Source organism: Janthinobacterium sp. GW822-FHT07H10 (assembly GCF_058798675.1).
In genome coordinates this window covers 1-18,532 of sequence record NZ_JBXAKS010000008.1, presented here as the reverse complement: position 1 = coordinate 18,532, position 18,532 = coordinate 1, and the positions used below count along the sequence as shown (strand labels likewise).

The following is an 18,532-nucleotide window of genomic DNA, read 5'->3' as shown; positions in this document are numbered from 1 at the left end:
CCCATAAAAAAAGCGCCGGCACCCGCGAGGGTCCGGCGCTTTTTCATGTCAACGCGTAGGTCGGATTAGCGGGGCTACGCCCCGCGTAATCCGACGACAGTGTCTGCCTAAGCATGCCGGTGCCGGCCATGCCCACGGCGGCATCGAGTTACCGCGCCAGCACCTTGCGGATGGTTTCCGCCAGTTCCGCCGCCACAAACTTGGCCACGTAACCATCGGCGCCTACGCCCTTGACGTGGTCTTCGTTGGTCGAGCCCGTCAGCGACGAATGGATCACCACGGGAATCGAGGAAAAGCGGCCATCGTTCTTGATGTTGCGCGTCAGCGTAAAGCCATCCATCTCCGGCATTTCCAGGTCCGTCAGCACCAGCGCCACCTTGTCTTTCGCCGTCTTGCCTTCGGCCGCCGCCTGGCTGGAAATGGCTTGCAGGCGCTCCCACGCTTCCTTGCCCGTCTTGGTCATGATGAAGGGCACGCCCATCGCGTCCAGGCCCTTTTCGATCAGCGAGCGGGCCAGCGCGGAATCGTCGGCGGCCAGGATCACGGCGCCGGCAGGCAGCCGCACCTGCGGGCCGATGCTGTGCTCGTCCACGTCGGGCTCGCCCGACGGCAGCACGTTGCGCAGGATTTGCTCGACGTCCAGCACTTGCGCCAGGCGCGTCTTGTCCGTGTCGCCATCGAGGCGCGCGATGCTGGTGACCAGGCCCCCGCCCACGCTCGATTCGGCCGACAGCACCTGGTTCCATTCCAGGCGCACGATTTCATCGACCTCTTCCACGGCAAACGCCTGTGTTGAACGGGCAAATTCCGTCACCATCAGGATCTTCAAGCCATTGCTCTTGCAGCCGACCGCCATCGGCAAGTCGATCACGGGCACGATCTGGCCGCGGATATTGACCACGCCCAGCATGTGGGGGTGCGATCCAGCCACCGCCGTGATGGCCGGCATTTCCATGATTTCACGTACTTTGAACACATTGATGCCGAATAGTTCGCGGCTGGTCGAGTGATCGCTGGTGCCCAGCTTGAACAGGAACAGTTCGAATTTGTTATTGCCTGTCAGGCTGGTGCGTTCATCGACATCTTGCTGCATTGAATTCATTGTGTCCCCTTGAGCCGTCTTGTAAAGTTAAGCTGCCTGCCCGCAATACGGACAGTGCTGACTGCAGCCGCATGGACGTCGGAAGGCGGGTTCGGGGCATGGCCGGCGCTAGCGGTGCAGTGTGAATCGGACAACTTCGTACTACCAATAGTTGCTATCGATTCGAGTCTGAATTATACGGTTTTTTACTTTCCTCAAAGCTACTTTACGCCGCCAGCAGCCATCCTGGCAGCATTTCTTGACTTGCTTGTTGCTACAGCGCAAATGATGATGGTGAGAATCGAAAATTTCCCTGGCAACCATGGTTGCTTTGAAAAGCCCCGTTGTAATGATGGCCCCGCGCCGACGCCGGTGATCGGCATATAATGAGCACGCAGCGGCGCAATGAGCGATGCCGGGCAAAACTGCGACGGCAGCGGATTAAATGTAGTAAAATTTCTTGCAATTGCCTGTTCTACGTAGTAAATTTACACCATCGATTATAGTAGCGACAGACTGGCACTTCCGGTCGGCCTCCTCCCCGCTCCGGCTCTTTTACTTTTGCGACGACACTCACTTATGGCTCTTACCGATTTTGATCTGGTCCTGTTTGGCGGCAGCGGCGATTTGGCAATGCGCAAATTGCTGCCTGCCATGTATGCGCGCGACGTCGCGAACGATTTGCCGCCGACGGCGCGCATCATCTGCGTGGGCCGCCAGGACAGCGGCCAGGACGCCTTCCTGAAAATGGTGGAAAGCAGCGCCCGCCCGCACATCAAGGCCAGCACCCTGAATGCCGCCACATGGAGCCGCTTCTGCGCGCGCATCGTGTATGTATCGCTCAACGCCAGCGATGCCAAGACCTACGCGCCCCTCGTCGAAGCGCTGCGCGACGGCAGCGACCTGACGCGCGTGTACTACCTGGCCACGCCGCCGCACCTGTTCGCCTTGATCTGCGACAACCTGGAAGAAAATGGCCTGGTCACGCCGAATTCGCGCGTGGTGCTGGAAAAACCGCTGGGCCGCGACCTTGCCAGCGCCAAGCAGATCAATGCCGAAGTGGGCAAGGTTTTCCAGGAATCGCAGATCTACCGCATCGACCATTACCTGGGCAAGGAAACCGTGCAGAACTTGCTGGCCTTGCGCTTCGGCAACGTGCTGTTCGAACCGCTGTGGCGCCGCGAATGGATTTCCGACGTGCAGATCACCATCGCCGAGAAACTGGGCGTGGGCAACCGCATGGGTTACTACGACACATCGGGCGCGCTGCGCGACATGCTGCAAAACCACTTGCTGCAACTGCTGTGCATCGTCGCCATGGAACCGCCGACCTCGATCGCGCCGGACGCCGTGCGCGATGAAAAGCTGCAAGTACTGCGTTCGCTCAAAAAATTCACGCCCACCACGCTGGCGCAAAACATCGTGCGCGGCCAGTACCGTGCCGGCCACGTCGACGGCGTCACCGTGCCGAGCTACCGCGACGAGCCGGATGCGCCAGAACACTCGCGCACCGAGACCTTCGTTGCGCTGAAGGCGGAAATCGACACCTGGCGCTGGGCCGGCGTGCCGTTCTACCTGCGCACGGGCAAGCGCATGGCCGACAGCCTGGCCGAAATCGTCGTGCGCTTCAAGCAGATCCCGCACTCGATCTTCAACCAGCCCACGTCCAGCTTCCAGCCGAACTGCCTGGTGATCCGCTTGCAGCCCGACGAAGGCCTGCGCATGAACCTGATGGCCAAGACCCCGGGCGACGGCATGCGTTTGAAACCGGCGGAACTGGAACTCGATTTCCGCGAATCGTTCAAGACGCCGCGCATGGACGCTTACGAGCGCTTGCTGCTCGACGTCCTGCGCGGCCAGCTGACCCTGTTCATGCGCGGCGACGAACTGGAAGCGGCCTGGGAATGGGTCGAGCCGATTCTCGACAACTGGGAACAGAACGACAGCGCGCCGATTCCGTACACGGCCGGCACCTGGGGTCCGGCCGCGGCCAGCGCCCTGATCGGTCGCGACGGCTTGCAGTGGCGTGAAGAGGCCCTGCCAGAAGACTAAGCTAGCAGGGCGTGGAGCCGTGCCTTGCAAGGCACGGCCGTTACGCAGGCGCGGAGCGGTGCTCCGCGAATTCCCTGCTTCACCTTTGCCAGTCCCCGAGCTCCCGAAAACTAACCCAGAAGACTACCCTGATGCTGCTTGACTCCATCCGCACCCAGCTCGATTCGCTCTCCAAGTCGGAGAAGAAGGTCGCGCTGGCCGTGCTTGACCAGCCCAACCAGACGGTCAGCCAGAACATCACGGCGCTGGCGAAAAGCGCGCAGGTGTCGGAACCGACCGTGGTGCGCTTTTGCCGCACGCTGGGCTACGACGGCTGGCATGAATTCAAGCTGAAACTGGCGCAGGGCCTGGCCCTGGCCATGCCGGGCGCGAACGAGCAGCCGGCGCAGGATGACCTCGCGGCCGACCTGGTGAATAAAATCTGCAGCCGCTCGATCAACACCCTGCTCGACCTGCGCAACAACCTGAATCCGGAAGCGATCCAGCGCGCGCTCGACATCCTGTCGCGCGCCAGCAAGATCGAATTCTACGGCCAGGGCACGTCCGGCATCGTGGCGGCCGACGCGCAGCACAAATTCTTCCGCTCGGGCGTGCCGACGGTCGCCTACAGCGATCCGAACATCCACAGCATCGCCGCGGCCCTGTTGCGCGGCGGCGACTGCCTGGTGGCCATCTCGCAGCGCGGCAACAGCCCCGCCCTCGTGCGCTCCGTGAAACTGGCGCGCCGCGGCGGCGCCGACGTCATCGTGCTGGCGCCATCGGGCACGCCGCTGGCCGACCTGGCGACCGTGCTGATCCCGATCGACCTGGTCTTCAACACCGATCCCTACACGCCGATTTCGGCGCGCCTGGCCTACCTGGTGGTGATCGACGTGCTGGCCGTCGGGCTGGCCCTGCAGCGCGGTCCCGAATTCCGCAAGAAGATGCAGAACGCACAGAAGGCGCTGCAGGAATTCGACATGCAGTTCGACTCCTTCATCGGCTAGCGCGCCTGGAAAACGTCCATGGCGGCGCTGCGCTTCCCTGGCGTACTGTCTGCGGAAGCGCGCCTTGCCCTCAACGTTTTGGCGAGCGCGCCATGCTACAGGCATGAAAAGAGCGCGGGCGCTTCCGGCCGGATTATGTACAATACTCCGGCAAGCCCTTTCACTCTTTCCCGCGCAGCCATGAACCAACTCGAACAACTGAAGCAATTTACCACCGTGGTGGCCGACACCGGCGACTTCCAATCGATCCAGGCCTACACGCCGCGCGACGCGACGACGAATCCGTCGCTGATCCTGAAAGCCGTGCAGAAGGATGAATACAAGCCGCTGCTGGAAAAGGCCGTGCGCGACCATCCGAACGCCTCCACCGCCGAGATCATCGACCGCCTGCTGATCGCGTTTGGCGTGGAAATCCTGCAAACCATCCCTGGCCGCGTCTCGACCGAAGTCGATGCGCGCCTGTCGTTCGACACGGAAGGCACCGTCGCCAAGGGCCGCGACCTGATCGCCCTGTACTCGAACGCGGGCATTCCGCGCGAGCGCGTGCTGATCAAGATCGCTTCCACCTGGGAAGGCATCCGCGCCGCCGCCATCCTCGAAAAGGAAGGCATCCGCTGCAACATGACCCTGCTGTTCTCGCTGGCCCAGGCCATCGCCTGCGCCGAAGCGGGCGCGCAGCTGATTTCGCCGTTCGTCGGCCGCATCTACGACTGGTACAAGAAATCGACGGGCATCGACTACGTGGGCGCGGAAGACCCGGGCGTGCAATCCGTCAAGCGCATCTACAATTACTACCGCAAGTTCGGCTACAAGACGGAAGTCATGGGCGCGAGCTTCCGCAACACCTCGCAAATCCTCGAACTGGCCGGCTGCGACCTGCTCACCATCAGCCCCGACCTGCTGCAAAAGCTGGCCGACAGCGATGCGCCCGTGGAGCGCAAGCTGAGCGCCGAAGCGGCGCCGTCGACCAACATCGTGCAAATGTCGCTGAACGAAGAAGCCTTCCGCTTCATGATGAATGAAGACGCGATGGCGACGGAGAAGCTGGCCGAAGGCATCCGCGCCTTCTGCGTCGATTCCGGCAAGCTGAAACAGATGATCGCGGCACTGCGTTAATCGCCCGCGCCCCCGCCAAAAGGCGGCGTCCGTGCCCTGCACGGCGCCGCTTTTTGCATGGCATCGCGAGCGGGAGCAATGGCGCTACAATAAACCACCGCCACCACCAGCCGCCCACGCATGTCCCTTGCCTCGTCCGCCATCACCATCCGCCTGGGCCGCCGCGCCCGCGCCCGCATTGCCGAACAGGGCTTGCGCGCGGGCGATGTCGCCATCGTCCCCGCCGCCGCCGGCGGACCGAAAGGCCTGATCCTGCACCAGCTCGATTGCTGGCTGTTCGGCGAATTCCTGGCACAGGCGCCGCGCCCGCGCCACTTCGTCGGCGCCTCGATCGGCGCCTGGCGCATGGCGGCGGCCGTTTTTCCCGACCCCGTCGCGGCGCAGCGCCGCCTGGTGCGCGAATATGTGGGCCAGCGCTATCCGGACAAGCCCGATGGCGCCCACGTCAGCCGCACCTGCCGCGCCCTGCTCGACGCCATGCTCGATGGCCAGGATGCCCACCTGCTGCGGCATGACCGGCACAGCCTGGCCGTGCTGGCCGTGCGCGGCATCGGCACGCTGGCGCGCCAGGGCAAGTGGCGCGACCGGCGCGGCTTCCTGCTGGCGGCGGCCAACAACGCCGTGGCGCGCGCCCGCCTGGCAGGTTCGCTGGAACGCGTGGTGTTCCATGCGGGGCCGGACAGCGCCAGCTGGCTGCGTTCGCGCTTCGACGCCTTTCACTCCCACTTCGTGCCGCTGGCGCAGGACAACCTGCGCGACGCGCTGCTCGCTTCCGGCTCCATCCCGCTGGTACTCGACGCGGTGCAGGGCATCGCCGGCGCACCGCCCGGACGCTACTGGGACGGCGGCCTGGTCGACTACCACCTGCACCTGCCCTACCAGCGCGAACCGGACCTGGTGCTGTATCCGCACTTCGCCGACCACATCGTGCCGGGCTGGCTGGACAAGGCCATGCCGTGGCGCCGCGCGCGCGGCCCCGATCCTGCGCTCGACAACATGATCCTCGTCTCGCCCTCGCCCGCCTTCGTGGCCAGCCTGCCGAACGGCAAATTGCCGGACCGGCGCGACTTCCCCCATTACGGCCAGGATCATGCCGCACGCATGCGCGACTGGCGCCGCGCCATCGCCGAAAGCGAGCGCATGGCCGCCGCCTTCGCCCGCTGGGCCGAACAGCCGGACTTGCGCCAGGCGCTCGACCTGTAGCGCGGGCCGCATCGCAACAGGCATAAAAACAACAGCGTTTTTCACTCGCCTATTGGTCACTTCTCGGTGCATACTATGTCGCACAGGCAATTTAATCCCCCCTTGCGACAGGAGTTCGACCATGCATGCCCTCTCCCATCTTCGTATCGGCACGCGCCTGGCAGCGGGTTTCGCGCTGGTGCTGCTGCTGTCCGTGATCTCCACTTCATACGCGCTGTACAGCGCGCACATCAACGCCGAGGCGACGCGGCAAATGATGGAAAAGCCGCTGGCCAAGGAGCGCCTGGTATCGGACTGGTATGTGCTGATCTACTCGGCCATCGCGCGCACCTCGATGATCGCCAGGAGCACGGATGAAACCCTGTCGAGCGTCTTCGCCGAGACCATCGCCGACAGCACCAAACAGGGCAGCGAACTGCTGAAGCAAATCGAATCGCTGCTCGACAGCGAGGAAGAAAAAACCATCTTCAAGGCGTCCGTGGCGGAGCGCGTCAAGTACCAGGACGCCAAGACGCTGGTGATGAATGCGCGCAAGGCCGGCAACGCGGCACAGGCGGAAAGCACTTACCGCGACAGCTTCGCGCCGGCCGCCGCCAGTTACCAGAATAACGTCAAGGCCCTGCTGGCGCAGCAGCGCAAGGCCATCGACGCCACGGCGCAAGCCATCGAGGCGGCCAACGACCGCAGCTTCACCCTGCTGCTGACCTTGTGCGCACTGGTGGTGGCGCTGGGCAGCGTCTGCGCCTGGCTGATCACACGCTCGATCACCGTGCCGCTGCAGGCGGCCGTGAAGGTGGCCGAAACGGTGGCCGACGGCGACTTGCGCACGCATTTTGCCGCTGCGGCCGGCGATGAAATCGGCGACTTGATGCGGGCGCTGCAAGGCATGAACGAAGCGCTGCGCAAGGTGGTGTCGGAAGTCCAGAGCGGCACCAACGCCATCGCCACGGCCTCCGGCGAAATCGCCGCCGGCAACCAGGACCTGTCGGCCCGCACGGAACAGCAGGCCAGCTCGCTGGAAGAGACGGCGTCGTCGATGGAAGAACTGACGTCGACCGTGAAGCAGAATGCCGACAATGCGCGCCAGGCCAACCAGATGGCGGTGGCCGCCTCGGGCGTGGCCGAACGGGGCGGCAGCATCGTCAGCCAGGTGGTCGACACCATGGGCGCCATCGATACGGCGTCGACCAAGATCGTCGACATCATCGGCGTCATCGACGGCATCGCCTTCCAGACCAACATCCTGGCGCTGAACGCCGCCGTGGAAGCGGCGCGCGCCGGCGAACAGGGACGCGGCTTTGCCGTCGTCGCCACCGAGGTGCGCAACCTGGCGCAGCGCTCGGCGGCGGCGGCGCGCGAAATCAAGGCCCTCATCGGCGACTCGGTGGAACAGGTCAACAACGGCACGCGGCTGGTGCAGCAGGCCGGCAGCACCATGGGCGAGGTGGTCGACAGCGTGCGCCGCGTCACCGACATCATGGCCGAGATCACGGCCGCCAGCGCCGAGCAAAGCATGGGCATCGACCAGGTCAACCAGGCGATCGCGCAAATGGACCAGGTGACGCAGCAAAACGCGGCCCTGGTGGAAGAGGCGGCGGCCGCCGCCGAAAGCATGCAGGACCAGGCGGCGCGCCTGGCGCAAGTGGCGGCCGGCTTCCAGCTCGAACACATGGCCGCTGCGGGGCCGGCACGCGCAGCGCCGCCGGCCAGGGCATCGGCCGCCAGCGCGCCTGTCCGCCCCGCCGCCACGCGGATCGCCGCCCCCCGCGCGGCCCAGGCGGCCAGGCCAGCCAGCACGGGCAAGCCTGCCGCTGCCACGCCGAAGACCCCGGCGCACATCGCCGGCGACCAGGACTGGGAAGAGTTCTAGGCGGCGATTCCGGCCCCGCAAACGCATGCATCTGAAATGGTTTGACAGCGCGGCGGGCCGCGAGGATACTAGGTTTTCAGGTGGCATGGCGCACCACCGGCAGCAAGACGTCTGGCGCCTGACATCGTTCGCGGGAGTTCGAACATGAAGCGTTTACCACTGCCATTGCGCCAGCCGCTGCGCCATCTGTCTGTCCTGCTGCTGTGCGCAGCCCTGGCCGCCTGTGCCACGCCGCCTGCCGCGCCGCCTCCGCCCGACCTGTTCAACGATGCCAGTTTTGCCGCGCCGACGGCAAAGATCGACCCGCAGCAGGCGTTTGCCGTGAGCGAGGCCATGCGGCGCTACGTGCGCGTCGATATCGCGCGCGAGGCGCGTGGCAAGAATCCCCGCCGCGCGCTCGCCAATGCGCTGTACAACAAGGCGGGACTGCAACTGGAATACGATGCCGCCATGACGCGCACGGCGGCGCAGACGTTCGACGAGCGCAGCGGCAATTGCCTGTCGCTGGTGCTGATGACGGCCACCCTGGCCAAGGAAATGGGGCTGGAAGTGCACTACCAGGCGGTGCTGGGGGAAGATAGCTGGAGCCGCAGCGGCGACATGTATTTTGTGGCCGGCCACGTCAACCTGGTGCTGGGCCGGAAGCTGGCGCAGAACAGCGACAGCTATGACGCCGATGCGGAACTGCTGATCGATTTCCTGCCGGCCCAGGATCTGACGGGACAGCGCACGCGCACGATCAGCGAATCGACCATCCTGGCCATGTACCTCAACAACCGCGCCGCCGAAACCATGGCCAATGGCGAACTCGATCAGGCCTACTGGTTTGCCCGCGCCGCCATCCTGCAAGACCCCACGTTTGCCGGCGCCTTCAACACGCTGGGCATCATTCAGCTGCGCCACGGCGACATGGAGCCGGCGCGACGCACGTTGGCCTATGCGCTGGAACGCTCGCCGGCGAGCACCGTGCTGCTGTCGAACCTGGCGCAGGCGCTCGACAACCTGGGCCGCACGGACGAAGCGCAGCTGATGCGGCGCAAGCTGCTGGCGCTGCAGCCGGAACCGCCTTTCCACTTTTTCAGCCTGGGCCAGGCCGCCATGAAGAATGCCGACTACCAGGAAGCGGCGCGCCTGTTCCAGCGCGAGATCGCGCGCGATCCGTATTACCACGAGTTCCACTTCTGGCTGGCGCAGGCGTATGCGCGCATGGGCCAGCTGGCGCAGGCCGGACGCCAGCTGGAACTGGCGATGGACAACAGCACCACGCGCGGCGACCATGGCCTGTACGCGGCCAAGCTGCAGCGCCTGCGCGCCGCCACCACGCACTAGGCGGCGTCAGTCTTCCAGGAACATCTGCTGCAGGTCGTTCAGGAAGCGCAGTCCCAGTTCCGTCGGGCGGATGATCTGGTGGTCGCGGTACAGCAAGCCCTTGGCCTCGGCCGCGTTGAGCGGCCTGTCGATGGCGTTGATGGCCAGGCCCGTGCGCTCGGCGAACAGGTTCGGCGAGAAACCCTGCGTCAGGCGCAGGGTATTGAGCATGAACTCGAAGCCCATCTCCTCGCGCGCCAGCTCGCGCTCTTCCTGCACGGGCTGGCCGGCCAGCACGGCGTCCATATACGCCTTCGGCTGCTTGTAGCGGGCCTGGCGCAGGACGCGGTGCGGGAACGATATCTTCGAGTGGGCGCCCGCGCCGATGCCCAGGTAATCGCCGAACTCCCAGTAATTGCGGTTGTGCTTGGCCTGGCGGCCCGGCTGCGCATACGCCGATACTTCATAACGGCCATAGCCGGCCTGCGCCGCGCGTTCGGCCACCATGTCGGCGATGTCGGCGCTTTCGTCGTCGTCCGGCAGCACCGGCGGATACTTGGCGAACAGGGTGTTCGGCTCCAGGGTCAGGTGGTACAGCGACAGGTGCGGCGGCGCGAACGACAGCGCCGTGTCCAGGTCCTGCCGCGCCTCGGCCAGCGTCTGCGTGGGCAGCGCATACATCAGGTCGAGGTTGAAATTGTCGAAATGCGCATGCGCGATCTCCACCGCGCGGCGCGCTTCATCGTCGTCGTGGATGCGTCCCAGCGCCTGCAGGTGGCGGCCATTGAAGCTCTGGATGCCGATCGACAGGCGGTTGATGCCGCTGGCCCGGTACGACTTGAATTTTTCCGTTTCAAAGGTGCCCGGATTGGCTTCCATGGTGATTTCGCAATCGGGCTCCAATGGCAGCAGGGTGCGCACGTCCGACATCAGGCGGTCCAGTCCCGCCGCCGACATCAGGCTGGGCGTGCCGCCGCCGATGAAAATCGTGTGGATCTTGCGGCCCCAGATCAGGGGCAGCGCCATTTCCAGGTCCAGCCGCAGGGCCGCCAGGTATTCCGCTTCCGGAAAACCGCCGCGCACCTCGTGCGAATTGAAATCGCAGTACGGGCATTTTTTCACGCACCACGGGAAATGGATGTACAGCGACAGCGGCGGCAGGGCCGTCAGGTTCAGCGCGCCCGGCTGCAGGTATTTCAACGCCGCGCCGGCCGCGCCGGAAATGCCTTCCTGCGGCGCGGGGGCCGCGCCTGGCTTGGCGGCAGATTTGGCAACAGCGCCGACCAGTTTGATCGGGATCATCGCAGTTTCTCGACCAGCGCGCGCAGGGCCTGGCCACGGTGCGACAGCGCGTTCTTTTCATCGGACGTCAGTTCGGCCGCGCACTTGTCCAGGGCCGGAAGATAGAAATGCGGATCGTAACCGAAGCCGCCCTTGCCGCGCGGCGTGGCGATCATCTCGCCATTCCAGCGGCCATCGGCAATCACCGGCTGCGGGTCGTCCGCATGGCGCACGTACACCAGCACGCAATAGTAGTACGCGGACTTGTCGGCATGCGCCTCCAGGTCGGCGATCAGCCTGGCGCTGTTGGCCGCATCCGATTTCGGCTCGCCCGCATAACGGGCCGAATGCACGCCCGGCGCGCCGCCCAGGGCATTGACGCAGACGCCGGAATCGTCGGCCAGCGCCGGCAATCCCGTCAGGCGCGCCGCGTGGCGGGCCTTTTGCAAGGCGTTTTCAACGAAGGTGTGGAATGGCTCGTCCGCTTCCGGCACGTCGTACTCGCCCTGGGCGTGCACGGAAAAACCGATGGTCGAGAGCAGCTCGTTGAATTCCTTGAGCTTGCCGGCGTTGTTTGATGCGAGGATCAGGCGTTGGGTCATGTGACAATATCCGGGTTAAGCGGCACCGCGCGAGGCGGGCCGAATGAAGTGCCGACATTGTAAACCTTTTGCGCGTCCCCCACCTTGGCCCGCCGCTGCCGCCGGCAGCGGCGGGTGTGGGCTTTTTGTCCGGCGCGGCGGGCAAAAAGGTGTAAATCTACGTAAAGATTAAACGCGATTAGACGCGGCTCAGATCCCGAGGGCCTGCTTTTGCAGGGCGATCAGGTCGGCGATGCCACCCTGCGCCAGGTCCAGCAGGCGGTTCATGCCGGCGCGGTCGAAAGCGGCGCCTTCGGCCGTGCCCTGCACTTCGATGAAGTGGCCCGCTTCCGTCATCACCACGTTCATGTCCGTGTCGCAGCCAGAGTCTTCCACGTAGTCCAGGTCCAGCACCGGCATGCCCTGGTAGACGCCCACCGAGATGGCGGCGACGAAGCTTTTTACGGGGATGGCGGCGATGGCGCCGCGCGCCTGCAACTGCGCAAACGCGTCATACGCGGCCACCATGGCGCCCGTGATCGAGGCCGTGCGCGTGCCGCCGTCGGCCTGGATCACGTCGCAATCGAGGTGCAGCGTGCGTTCGCCGAATGCCTGCAAGTCAAAGGCGGCGCGCAGCGAGCGGCCGATCAGGCGCTGGATTTCCTGCGTGCGGCCGGACTGCTTGCCACGCGCCGCTTCGCGGTCCATGCGCGTATGCGTCGAGCGCGGCAGCATGCCGTACTCGGCCGTCAACCAGCCCTGGCCCTTGCCCTTCAGGAAGCCCGGCACCTTGTCTTCGATGCTGGCGGTGCAAATGACCTTGGTGTCGCCGCACTCGATCAGCACCGAGCCTTCGGCATGCTTGGTGTACTGGCGGGTGATGCGGATGGCGCGCAGCGCGTCGACGGCGCGGCCGCTCGGGCGGGATTCAAATGTCATGGGATGTCCTGTGTGATTGGGGTTGCGGCAGCGATTCTAACACCGCGCGCCGCCATATTTGCAGCCATGCAACAGCATCGGGCCGCGCGCGGGGGCGCTGCACACATGATCCCTACAATCCTGCCCCGCCAAACACAATTTTCTTTACAATGCCGTAAAACGCACACTATTCAGCAATTTTCAGGCCACCAGACCATGCGGTCCTGTTTTTGCGGCGCGGGCGGTATTGCCTGCGCTGGCTGATTAAGTGTATAAGTGACTGTATACAAGATCAAATCGGGGAATCCTTTGAGCATTTCAAGCATGACAGGCTACGCGGTTGCCACCAGCGAAGGTGCTGCAGGCACACTGACAATTGAAATCAAGAGCGTCAATTCGCGCTTTCTCGACCTGCAATTCCGCATCAATGACGATTTGCGGGCGCTGGAGCCTGACTTGCGCGCCGCCGTCATGTCCGCCATCACGCGCGGCAAGGTCGAGGTACGCCTGAGCTTTGGCCGCAAGGCAGCCACGGCCGGCACGCAGGCGCTGAACCTGCCCCTGCTGGCGGAACTGGCGCGCCTGCAAACCGAGGTGGGCCAGCATTTCGTGTCCGCGCCCGTCATGACGGTGGCCGAACTGCTGCGCTGGCCTGGCGTCATCGAAGAAGCGCAAGTGGGGCAGGAATCCCTGCAGGCGGACGTGGGCGCGCTGACCAAGCGCACCGTGGCCGCCTTCGTCGACAGCCGCAAGCGCGAAGGCGCCGCGCTCGAGGCCGTGCTGGTGTCGCGCATCGAAGCGATGGAAGCCATCGTCAAGCGCATCACGCCCCTGATCCCGCAAGTGGTGGCCGCCTTCCAGCAAAAAGCCATCGAGCGCATGCAGGATGCATTGGGCCTGGCCAGCCAGGGCTCGAATTCGGCCCTGTCGCGCCAGGACGCCATGGAACGCATCCGCCAGGAAGTGATCTTGTACGGCATCCGCATCGACGTTTCGGAAGAACTGGCGCGCCTGTCGGCCCACCTGGGCGAAACGCGCCACATCCTGACCAAGGGTGGCCAGGTCGGCAAGCGCCTCGACTTCATGATGCAGGAACTGAACCGCGAAGCCAACACGCTGGGCGCCAAGGCATCCGTCAAGGAACTGGCCGACGCCTCGATGGACTTGAAGCTGCTGATCGAGCAGATGCGCGAACAGGTGCAGAACCTGGAGTAAGCGATGACGACCCTACGCACATGGACACTCGCGGCCACCCTGGCATTGCTGGCGGCGGGCGCGCAGGCGCAAACGGCGCAGCGGCCATCGCCGTATGCGATCGAGGGCTGTACGTTCGGATGCTTCGCCCTCAAGGAACGCGGCGCCGCCATCTACACGGGCGCCGACGCCGCCTCTTACCGCATCTGCTCGCGCAGCACCCTGGGCGCGGAAGTGTCGGTCGACGGCAACGTCGTGCGCATCAACAACCGCGACTGCACCGATGTGAATGGACGGGCCATCGTCCTGACCACGGGCGAAATCGCGCTGGGCCGCCTGCCCCGCTGAAGCTGGGCAGGGAAAACGCATGCCAGGCCTCAGGCCAGGCGGGTTTCGGCGCGCCAGCGGTCGCTGGCGGCGATGACGATGCAGGCGACAAACAGCACGATGCTGTATTCCACGCCGCCGGCGCCGTGTTCGCCGACGAACCAGCCCTTGGCCGCATGCACGATGGCGATGCCGCCGAGGCAGATCACCATCAGCCCGGCCGCCGCCCAGCGCGTGTATTTGCCAACGATGAGCAGGCTGCCGCAAACGATCTCGACGGCGGTGATCGCCCACACGACGGCCAGGCCGTAGATGAATCCCTTGTCTTCCAGGAAACCGGCGAAGCGGGGAATCGTGCCATTCGCGATGCGCGTGACGGCATGCGCCATGAACATGACGGCAATGGCCACGCGCAGCAACAGCATGGCCTGTGGAAAACTGAGAAACGGGAATTTGTTCATGCGCGCGCCCTGTCAGCAAAGAATGGTTGTTAAGAAAAATACATTCCAAATTAGATAACTATTTCTCTCAGATAACAAGCAAAATATGCATGCTGGCGGGCGCAAGCGGCACCGCCGGCCATCAGGGACTGGCTGGCAGCCTTGCCTCTTGGTAAAATACTGAATTGGGCGCCGCCCGCGCAAGCACAGGCGCCGACATCACACGACATGGAAAGATCAGCATGAGCCACCCTACCGCCTTCTCTGGCAGCCTGTTCGTGGTCGCCGCGCCATCGGGCGCAGGCAAATCGACCCTCGTCAATGCGCTGCTGGCGCAGGAACCGGGCATCAAGCTGTCGATCTCGACCACCACGCGCGCGCCCCGCCCGGGCGAGCAGCATGGCCGCGAGTACTATTTCACGACGGCGCAAGACTTTGTCGCGCGCGCCGACCAGGGCGAGTTCCTGGAATGGGCGGAAGTGCATGGCAATTACTACGGCACCTCGCGCATCATGGTGGAGCAGCAGATGCTGGCCGGCACCGATATCCTGCTGGAAATCGATTGGCAGGGTGCGCGCCAGGTGCGCAAGCAATTCCCGCGCGCGGCCGGCATTTTCATCCTGCCGCCATCGATCGATGCGCTGGAAGAGCGCCTGAACAAGCGTGGCCAGGATGAGCCGCACGTGATCACGCGCCGCCTGCTGGCGGCTGGCGGCGAAATCGCACACGCTCCCGAGTTCGAGTATGTTATTATCAATGAAGAGTTTACGGTCGCTTTGTCCGAACTGAGCGCGATCGTGAGAGCGGCCCGTTGCCGGTTTGCGCAACAAGCGGCCCGCAACGCATCGCTATTCGCCCAGCTGGGCCTGCACGCAGAGTAATTCGTCTGCACGCCAGTTCACACAGCGCCACGCACAAATTTTAGGAGTTACTATGGCCCGTATCACAATCGAAGATTGCCTGAAGCAAATCCCTAACCGTTTCCAGCTGACCCTGGCTGCGACCTATCGCGCACGTCAGTTGCTGCAAGGCCACACCCCTAAGGTCGAAGCCAAGGACAAGCCTACCGTTGTCGCACTGCGTGAAATCGCTGCCGGTAAAGTCGGCATCGAAATGCTGAAAAAGGTCCCGATGTAAGTGGGAACCCGCGTGCCGGAACAGTGCTGACCCCTGGTTCTACCGTATCCTTTATTCACACTGTGAAGTAACGCGACGTTTTATGAGTCTGACCCCAGCCGACACGACTTCCGCAGCACTGCCGCCCCAGGCCTCGCGCCAGGCGGCAAAACCACAGGGCGCTTCCGCGCCCGGTGTCGGCACGTCCGCAGGCGGCATGCCCGCAGCGCCCGCCCTGGGCGTGGCCTCCGTCAGCCACCTGGCCGACAAGCTGGCCGAATACCTGTCTCCCGCCGACCTGAAAAAAGTCAAGGAAGCCTACCGCTTCTCCGACGAAATGCACCTGGGCCAGATGCGCCGCTCGGGCGAACCGTATATCTCGCACCCGATCGCCGTCGCCGAAATCTGCGCCGACTGGAAACTCGACGCGCAAGCCATCATGGCGGCCCTGCTGCACGACGTCATGGAAGACCAGGACGTCAAGAAGGATGAGTTGATCGAGCGCTTCGGCGCGCCCGTGGCGCACCTGGTCGACGGCCTGTCGAAGCTGGAAAAGATCGAATTCCAGAGCCAGATCGAAGCGCAGGCGGAAAACTTCCGCAAGATGCTGCTGGCCATGGCCTCCGACGTGCGCGTGATCCTGATCAAGCTGGCCGACCGCCTGCACAATATGCGCACGCTGGACTTCATGACGGCGGCCAAGAAGCGCCGCATCGCCAGCGAGACCATGGAAGTGTACGTGCCGATCGCGCACCGCCTCGGCCTGAACAACATCTACCACGAGCTGCAGGACCTGTCGTTCTCGCACCTGTACCCGATGCGCTACCGCACGCTGGCGAAAGCCGTCAAGGCGGCGCGCGGCAACCGGCGCGAAGTGGTCAACAAGATCATGGAAGCGGTGAAAAGCACCTTGTCCATGGCCGAAATCGAGGCCGACGTCACAGGCCGCGAAAAGACCCTGTACGACATCTATAAAAAGATGCGCAGCAAGCACTTGTCGTTCTCGCAAGTGCTGGACGTGTACGGCTTCCGCGTGGTGGTGGGCAGCTTTGCCGACTGCTATGTCACCCTGGGCACCTTGCACAGCCTGTACAAGCCCATGCCTGGCAAGTTCAAGGATTACATCGCGATCCGCAAGCTGAACGGCTACCAGTCGCTGCACACGACCGTCATCGGCCCCTACGGCACGCCCGTGGAATTCCAGATCCGCACGCAGGAAATGCACCGCACGGCCGAGTCCGGCGTGGCGGCGCACTGGCTGTACAAGAGCGGCGAATCGAACCCGTCCGACCTGCAGCAGCGCACGCACGCCTGGCTGCAATCGCTGCTCGACATCCAGCAGCAGACGGGCGACTCGGCCGAATTTCTCGAGCACGTCAAGGTCGACCTGTTCCCCGATTCCGTCTATGTGTTTACGCCGAAGTCGAAGATCATCGCGCTGCCGCGCGGCGCCACGGCCATCGACTTCGCGTATTCGATCCATACGGGCATCGGCGACCAGACCGTGGCCGTGAAAATCAACAACGAAACCTCGCCGCTGCGCACCGAGCTGCACAATGGCGACATCGTGGAAATCATCACCGATTCCTCGTCGCGCCCCAGCCCGACGTGGCTGTCGTTCGTGCGTACCGGCAAGGCCCGTTCGGCCATCCGCCACCATTTGCGCACGATCAACCTGCCCGAATCGATCGCGCTGGGCCAGCAGCTGCTGTCGCAGGCGCTGCAAGCCCTGAACATCGATGCCGACCTGCCGGCGCCGCTGGTGGAACGCCTGCTCAACGAATCGAGCGCCAATTCCATGGACGAGCTGTACGCGGACATCGGCATCGGCAAGCGCATGGCCACGCTGGTGGCGCGCCACATCTTTGGCCTGATCGGCGGCGAAGCGGCCAGCATGCCGGTGGAACACAATAGCGGCAGCGAACTCGACCCGGTCACCATCTGCGGCAGCGAAGGCGTCTCCGTGCAGCTGGCGCCGTGCTGCCTGCCGATTCCAGGCGACCAGATCATCGGCCAGCTGCGCCGCGACCAGGGGCTGCTCGTGCACACGAGCGACTGCACGCAGGCAAAACGCCAGCGCGCCAAGGAACCGGACCGCTGGATCGCCGTACGCTGGGGAAGCGAACTGAACCGCCGCTTCGACTGCCGCATCAAGGTACTGATCAACAGCGAACGGGGCATCCTCGCCCGCGTGGCCGCGGAGATCGGCGAGTCGGACGCCAACATCATCTATGTGGGCATGGACGAAGACAAGGACAACGTCCTCGACCAGCTGCGCTTCACCGTGCAGGTAAAAGACCGCGTCCACCTGGCCGCCCTGCTGCGCAATGTGCGCCGCGTCGCCGGCGTCAACCGGATACTTCGGGAGCGCAATTAAAAAAACGGCTGGCCAGATTCTCTGCCCAGCCGTTTTTTCATGCCACGCGCATCAATTCAAGTTTCCCCCGGCGCCGGATACGTCACTTCCAGCAATTCCAGCTCCTGCGCGCCCAGCGGCGTGTTCAGGGTGATCAGGTCGCCCTCGCGCGCCTTGGTGATGGTGCGCGCCATCGGCGACACCCAGCTGATCTTGCCGTTCAGCGGGTCGAATTCGTCGATGCCGACGATGGTGATCGTGTGCGTTTCGCCATCTTCCGTGCGGTAAGTTACGGTGGCGCCGAAGAACACTTGGTCACTGCCGTGGTGCACGCTGGGGTCGACGATGGCGGCCAGATCCATGCGCTTCGTCAGGAAACGGATGCGGCGGTCGATCTCGCGCAAGCGCCGCTTGCCATAGATATAGTCGCCATTTTCCGAGCGGTCGCCATTCGACGCCGCCCAATGGACGATTCTGACCACTTCCGGACGGTCCACGTCGATCAGCTTCAGCAGCTCGTCCTTGATGCGCTGGTAGCCGGCCGGCGTGATGTAGTTCTTCGCGCCGGGGGGAATGGCCAGCGCCAGCGCGGCCGCTTCTTCATCGTCGTCGTGGTCCGATTCTTTTACAAAGGCTTTATTCATCTGCCTATTGTAGCCCCACCAGGCGTGCGCCGGCACACCAGACGCGGGGGCAGGCGGGC

General features: G+C 64.2%; 17 protein-coding genes. 11 read left to right on the top strand and 6 right to left on the bottom strand.

The features are described from left to right. Positions 1–148: 148 nt before the first annotated feature. Positions 149–1,102: a chemotaxis protein gene (locus tag AC1RDJ_RS18290; protein WP_071322426.1), complete on the bottom strand. Its 954-nt coding sequence runs from the start codon at positions 1,100–1,102 to the stop codon at positions 149–151. 558 nt (positions 1,103–1,660) lie between these two features. On the opposite strand from AC1RDJ_RS18290, the gene zwf reads away from it, so the two are divergent. The 6 genes from zwf (at position 1,661) to AC1RDJ_RS18260 (ending at position 9,637) form a co-directional block, all read left to right on the top strand. Beyond that, the gene (zwf, locus tag AC1RDJ_RS18285) at positions 1,661–3,133 is read left to right on the top strand and encodes a glucose-6-phosphate dehydrogenase (protein ID WP_071322425.1); all 1,473 of its coding nucleotides are present in this window, start codon (positions 1,661–1,663) and stop codon (positions 3,131–3,133) included. A gap of 131 nt (positions 3,134–3,264) precedes the next feature. Continuing rightward, complete coding sequence (locus AC1RDJ_RS18280; RefSeq protein WP_071075885.1) at positions 3,265–4,119, top strand: SIS domain-containing protein; 855 nt, start codon at positions 3,265–3,267, stop codon at positions 4,117–4,119. Between the two features lie 180 nt (positions 4,120–4,299). Beyond that, complete coding sequence (tal, locus tag AC1RDJ_RS18275; protein ID WP_289885335.1) at positions 4,300–5,235, top strand: transaldolase; 936 nt, start codon at positions 4,300–4,302, stop codon at positions 5,233–5,235. A gap of 120 nt (positions 5,236–5,355) precedes the next feature. Continuing rightward, a complete protein-coding gene (locus AC1RDJ_RS18270; protein WP_493028323.1) occupies positions 5,356–6,438 on the top strand; it encodes a patatin-like phospholipase family protein in 1,083 nt (360 codons plus the stop codon). Between the two features lie 121 nt (positions 6,439–6,559). After that, on the top strand, positions 6,560–8,308 hold the full coding sequence (locus AC1RDJ_RS18265; RefSeq protein ID WP_493028322.1) for a methyl-accepting chemotaxis protein: 1,749 nt from the start codon (positions 6,560–6,562) through the stop codon (positions 8,306–8,308). Positions 8,309–8,452: 144 nt separating this feature from the next. After that, the gene (locus AC1RDJ_RS18260) at positions 8,453–9,637 is read left to right on the top strand and encodes a tetratricopeptide repeat protein (RefSeq protein ID WP_493028321.1); all 1,185 of its coding nucleotides are present in this window, start codon (positions 8,453–8,455) and stop codon (positions 9,635–9,637) included. A 6-nt stretch (positions 9,638–9,643) separates the two neighbouring features. Here AC1RDJ_RS18260 and hemW read toward each other — a convergent pair whose 3' ends face one another. The 3 genes from hemW to rph all read right to left on the bottom strand — a co-directional run bounded on the left by hemW (position 9,644) and on the right by rph (position 12,417). Further along, the gene (gene hemW, locus AC1RDJ_RS18255) at positions 9,644–10,918 is read right to left on the bottom strand and encodes a radical SAM family heme chaperone HemW (protein ID WP_289885330.1); all 1,275 of its coding nucleotides are present in this window, start codon (positions 10,916–10,918) and stop codon (positions 9,644–9,646) included. Next, positions 10,915–11,499, bottom strand: coding sequence for an RdgB/HAM1 family non-canonical purine NTP pyrophosphatase (rdgB, locus tag AC1RDJ_RS18250; RefSeq protein ID WP_493028320.1), 585 nt, complete (start codon positions 11,497–11,499; stop codon positions 10,915–10,917). The genes hemW and rdgB overlap by 4 nt, the downstream gene beginning before the upstream one ends. Before the next feature lie 189 nt (positions 11,500–11,688). Continuing rightward, positions 11,689–12,417, bottom strand: a complete 729-nt coding sequence (gene rph / locus AC1RDJ_RS18245) for a ribonuclease PH (protein ID WP_071322419.1) — start codon at positions 12,415–12,417, stop codon at positions 11,689–11,691. Between the two features lie 303 nt (positions 12,418–12,720). On the opposite strand from rph, the gene AC1RDJ_RS18240 reads away from it, so the two are divergent. Next, a complete protein-coding gene (locus tag AC1RDJ_RS18240) occupies positions 12,721–13,611 on the top strand; it encodes a YicC/YloC family endoribonuclease (RefSeq protein ID WP_071322418.1) in 891 nt (296 codons plus the stop codon). 3 nt (positions 13,612–13,614) lie between these two features. Beyond that, positions 13,615–13,938, top strand: coding sequence for a hypothetical protein (locus AC1RDJ_RS18235; RefSeq protein ID WP_289885327.1), 324 nt, complete (start codon positions 13,615–13,617; stop codon positions 13,936–13,938). A gap of 29 nt (positions 13,939–13,967) precedes the next feature. Here AC1RDJ_RS18235 and AC1RDJ_RS18230 read toward each other — a convergent pair whose 3' ends face one another. Then, entirely contained in the window at positions 13,968–14,378 is a 411-nt protein-coding gene (locus AC1RDJ_RS18230) for a DoxX family protein (protein ID WP_289885325.1), read from the bottom strand. 221 nt (positions 14,379–14,599) lie between these two features. Between AC1RDJ_RS18230 and gmk the strand changes: the two genes are divergently transcribed. The 3 genes from gmk (at position 14,600) to AC1RDJ_RS18215 (ending at position 17,850) form a co-directional block, all read left to right on the top strand. Further along, a complete protein-coding gene (gene gmk / locus AC1RDJ_RS18225) occupies positions 14,600–15,238 on the top strand; it encodes a guanylate kinase (RefSeq protein WP_198043874.1) in 639 nt (212 codons plus the stop codon). Between the two features lie 52 nt (positions 15,239–15,290). Beyond that, entirely contained in the window at positions 15,291–15,494 is a 204-nt protein-coding gene (rpoZ, locus tag AC1RDJ_RS18220; protein WP_010400723.1) for a DNA-directed RNA polymerase subunit omega, read from the top strand. A 196-nt stretch (positions 15,495–15,690) separates the two neighbouring features. Continuing rightward, positions 15,691–17,850: a RelA/SpoT family protein gene (locus AC1RDJ_RS18215; protein ID WP_442905930.1), complete on the top strand. Its 2,160-nt coding sequence runs from the start codon at positions 15,691–15,693 to the stop codon at positions 17,848–17,850. 56 nt (positions 17,851–17,906) lie between these two features. Here AC1RDJ_RS18215 and greB read toward each other — a convergent pair whose 3' ends face one another. Further along, positions 17,907–18,473 carry a transcription elongation factor GreB gene (gene greB / locus AC1RDJ_RS18210; RefSeq protein ID WP_493028434.1) on the bottom strand — a complete coding sequence of 189 codons (567 nt, stop codon included), beginning with the start codon at positions 18,471–18,473 and terminating at the stop codon, positions 17,907–17,909. Between the last annotated feature and the right edge of the window lie 59 nt (positions 18,474–18,532).

What these genes read in the sequence shown, in the direction of transcription:
- rph (WP_071322419.1), bottom strand. Translation starts at nt 12,417, where the DNA reads ATGACATTTGAATCCCGCCCGAGCGGCCGCGCCGTCGACGCGCTGCGC.
- hemW (WP_289885330.1), bottom strand. Translation starts at nt 10,918, where the DNA reads ATGATCCCGATCAAACTGGTCGGCGCTGTTGCCAAATCTGCCGCCAAG.
- AC1RDJ_RS18230 (WP_289885325.1), bottom strand. Translation starts at nt 14,378, where the DNA reads ATGAACAAATTCCCGTTTCTCAGTTTTCCACAGGCCATGCTGTTGCTG.
- AC1RDJ_RS18215 (WP_442905930.1), top strand. Translation starts at nt 15,691, where the DNA reads ATGCCCGCAGCGCCCGCCCTGGGCGTGGCCTCCGTCAGCCACCTGGCC.
- AC1RDJ_RS18240 (WP_071322418.1), top strand. Translation starts at nt 12,721, where the DNA reads ATGACAGGCTACGCGGTTGCCACCAGCGAAGGTGCTGCAGGCACACTG.
- greB (WP_493028434.1), bottom strand. Translation starts at nt 18,473, where the DNA reads ATGAATAAAGCCTTTGTAAAAGAATCGGACCACGACGACGATGAAGAA.
- AC1RDJ_RS18270 (WP_493028323.1), top strand. Translation starts at nt 5,356, where the DNA reads ATGTCCCTTGCCTCGTCCGCCATCACCATCCGCCTGGGCCGCCGCGCC.
- AC1RDJ_RS18260 (WP_493028321.1), top strand. Translation starts at nt 8,453, where the DNA reads ATGAAGCGTTTACCACTGCCATTGCGCCAGCCGCTGCGCCATCTGTCT.
- tal (WP_289885335.1), top strand. Translation starts at nt 4,300, where the DNA reads ATGAACCAACTCGAACAACTGAAGCAATTTACCACCGTGGTGGCCGAC.
- AC1RDJ_RS18280 (WP_071075885.1), top strand. Translation starts at nt 3,265, where the DNA reads ATGCTGCTTGACTCCATCCGCACCCAGCTCGATTCGCTCTCCAAGTCG.
- rpoZ (WP_010400723.1), top strand. Translation starts at nt 15,291, where the DNA reads ATGGCCCGTATCACAATCGAAGATTGCCTGAAGCAAATCCCTAACCGT.
- gmk (WP_198043874.1), top strand. Translation starts at nt 14,600, where the DNA reads ATGAGCCACCCTACCGCCTTCTCTGGCAGCCTGTTCGTGGTCGCCGCG.
- AC1RDJ_RS18290 (WP_071322426.1), bottom strand. Translation starts at nt 1,102, where the DNA reads ATGAATTCAATGCAGCAAGATGTCGATGAACGCACCAGCCTGACAGGC.
- AC1RDJ_RS18265 (WP_493028322.1), top strand. Translation starts at nt 6,560, where the DNA reads ATGCATGCCCTCTCCCATCTTCGTATCGGCACGCGCCTGGCAGCGGGT.
- rdgB (WP_493028320.1), bottom strand. Translation starts at nt 11,499, where the DNA reads ATGACCCAACGCCTGATCCTCGCATCAAACAACGCCGGCAAGCTCAAG.
- zwf (WP_071322425.1), top strand. Translation starts at nt 1,661, where the DNA reads ATGGCTCTTACCGATTTTGATCTGGTCCTGTTTGGCGGCAGCGGCGAT.
- AC1RDJ_RS18235 (WP_289885327.1), top strand. Translation starts at nt 13,615, where the DNA reads ATGACGACCCTACGCACATGGACACTCGCGGCCACCCTGGCATTGCTG.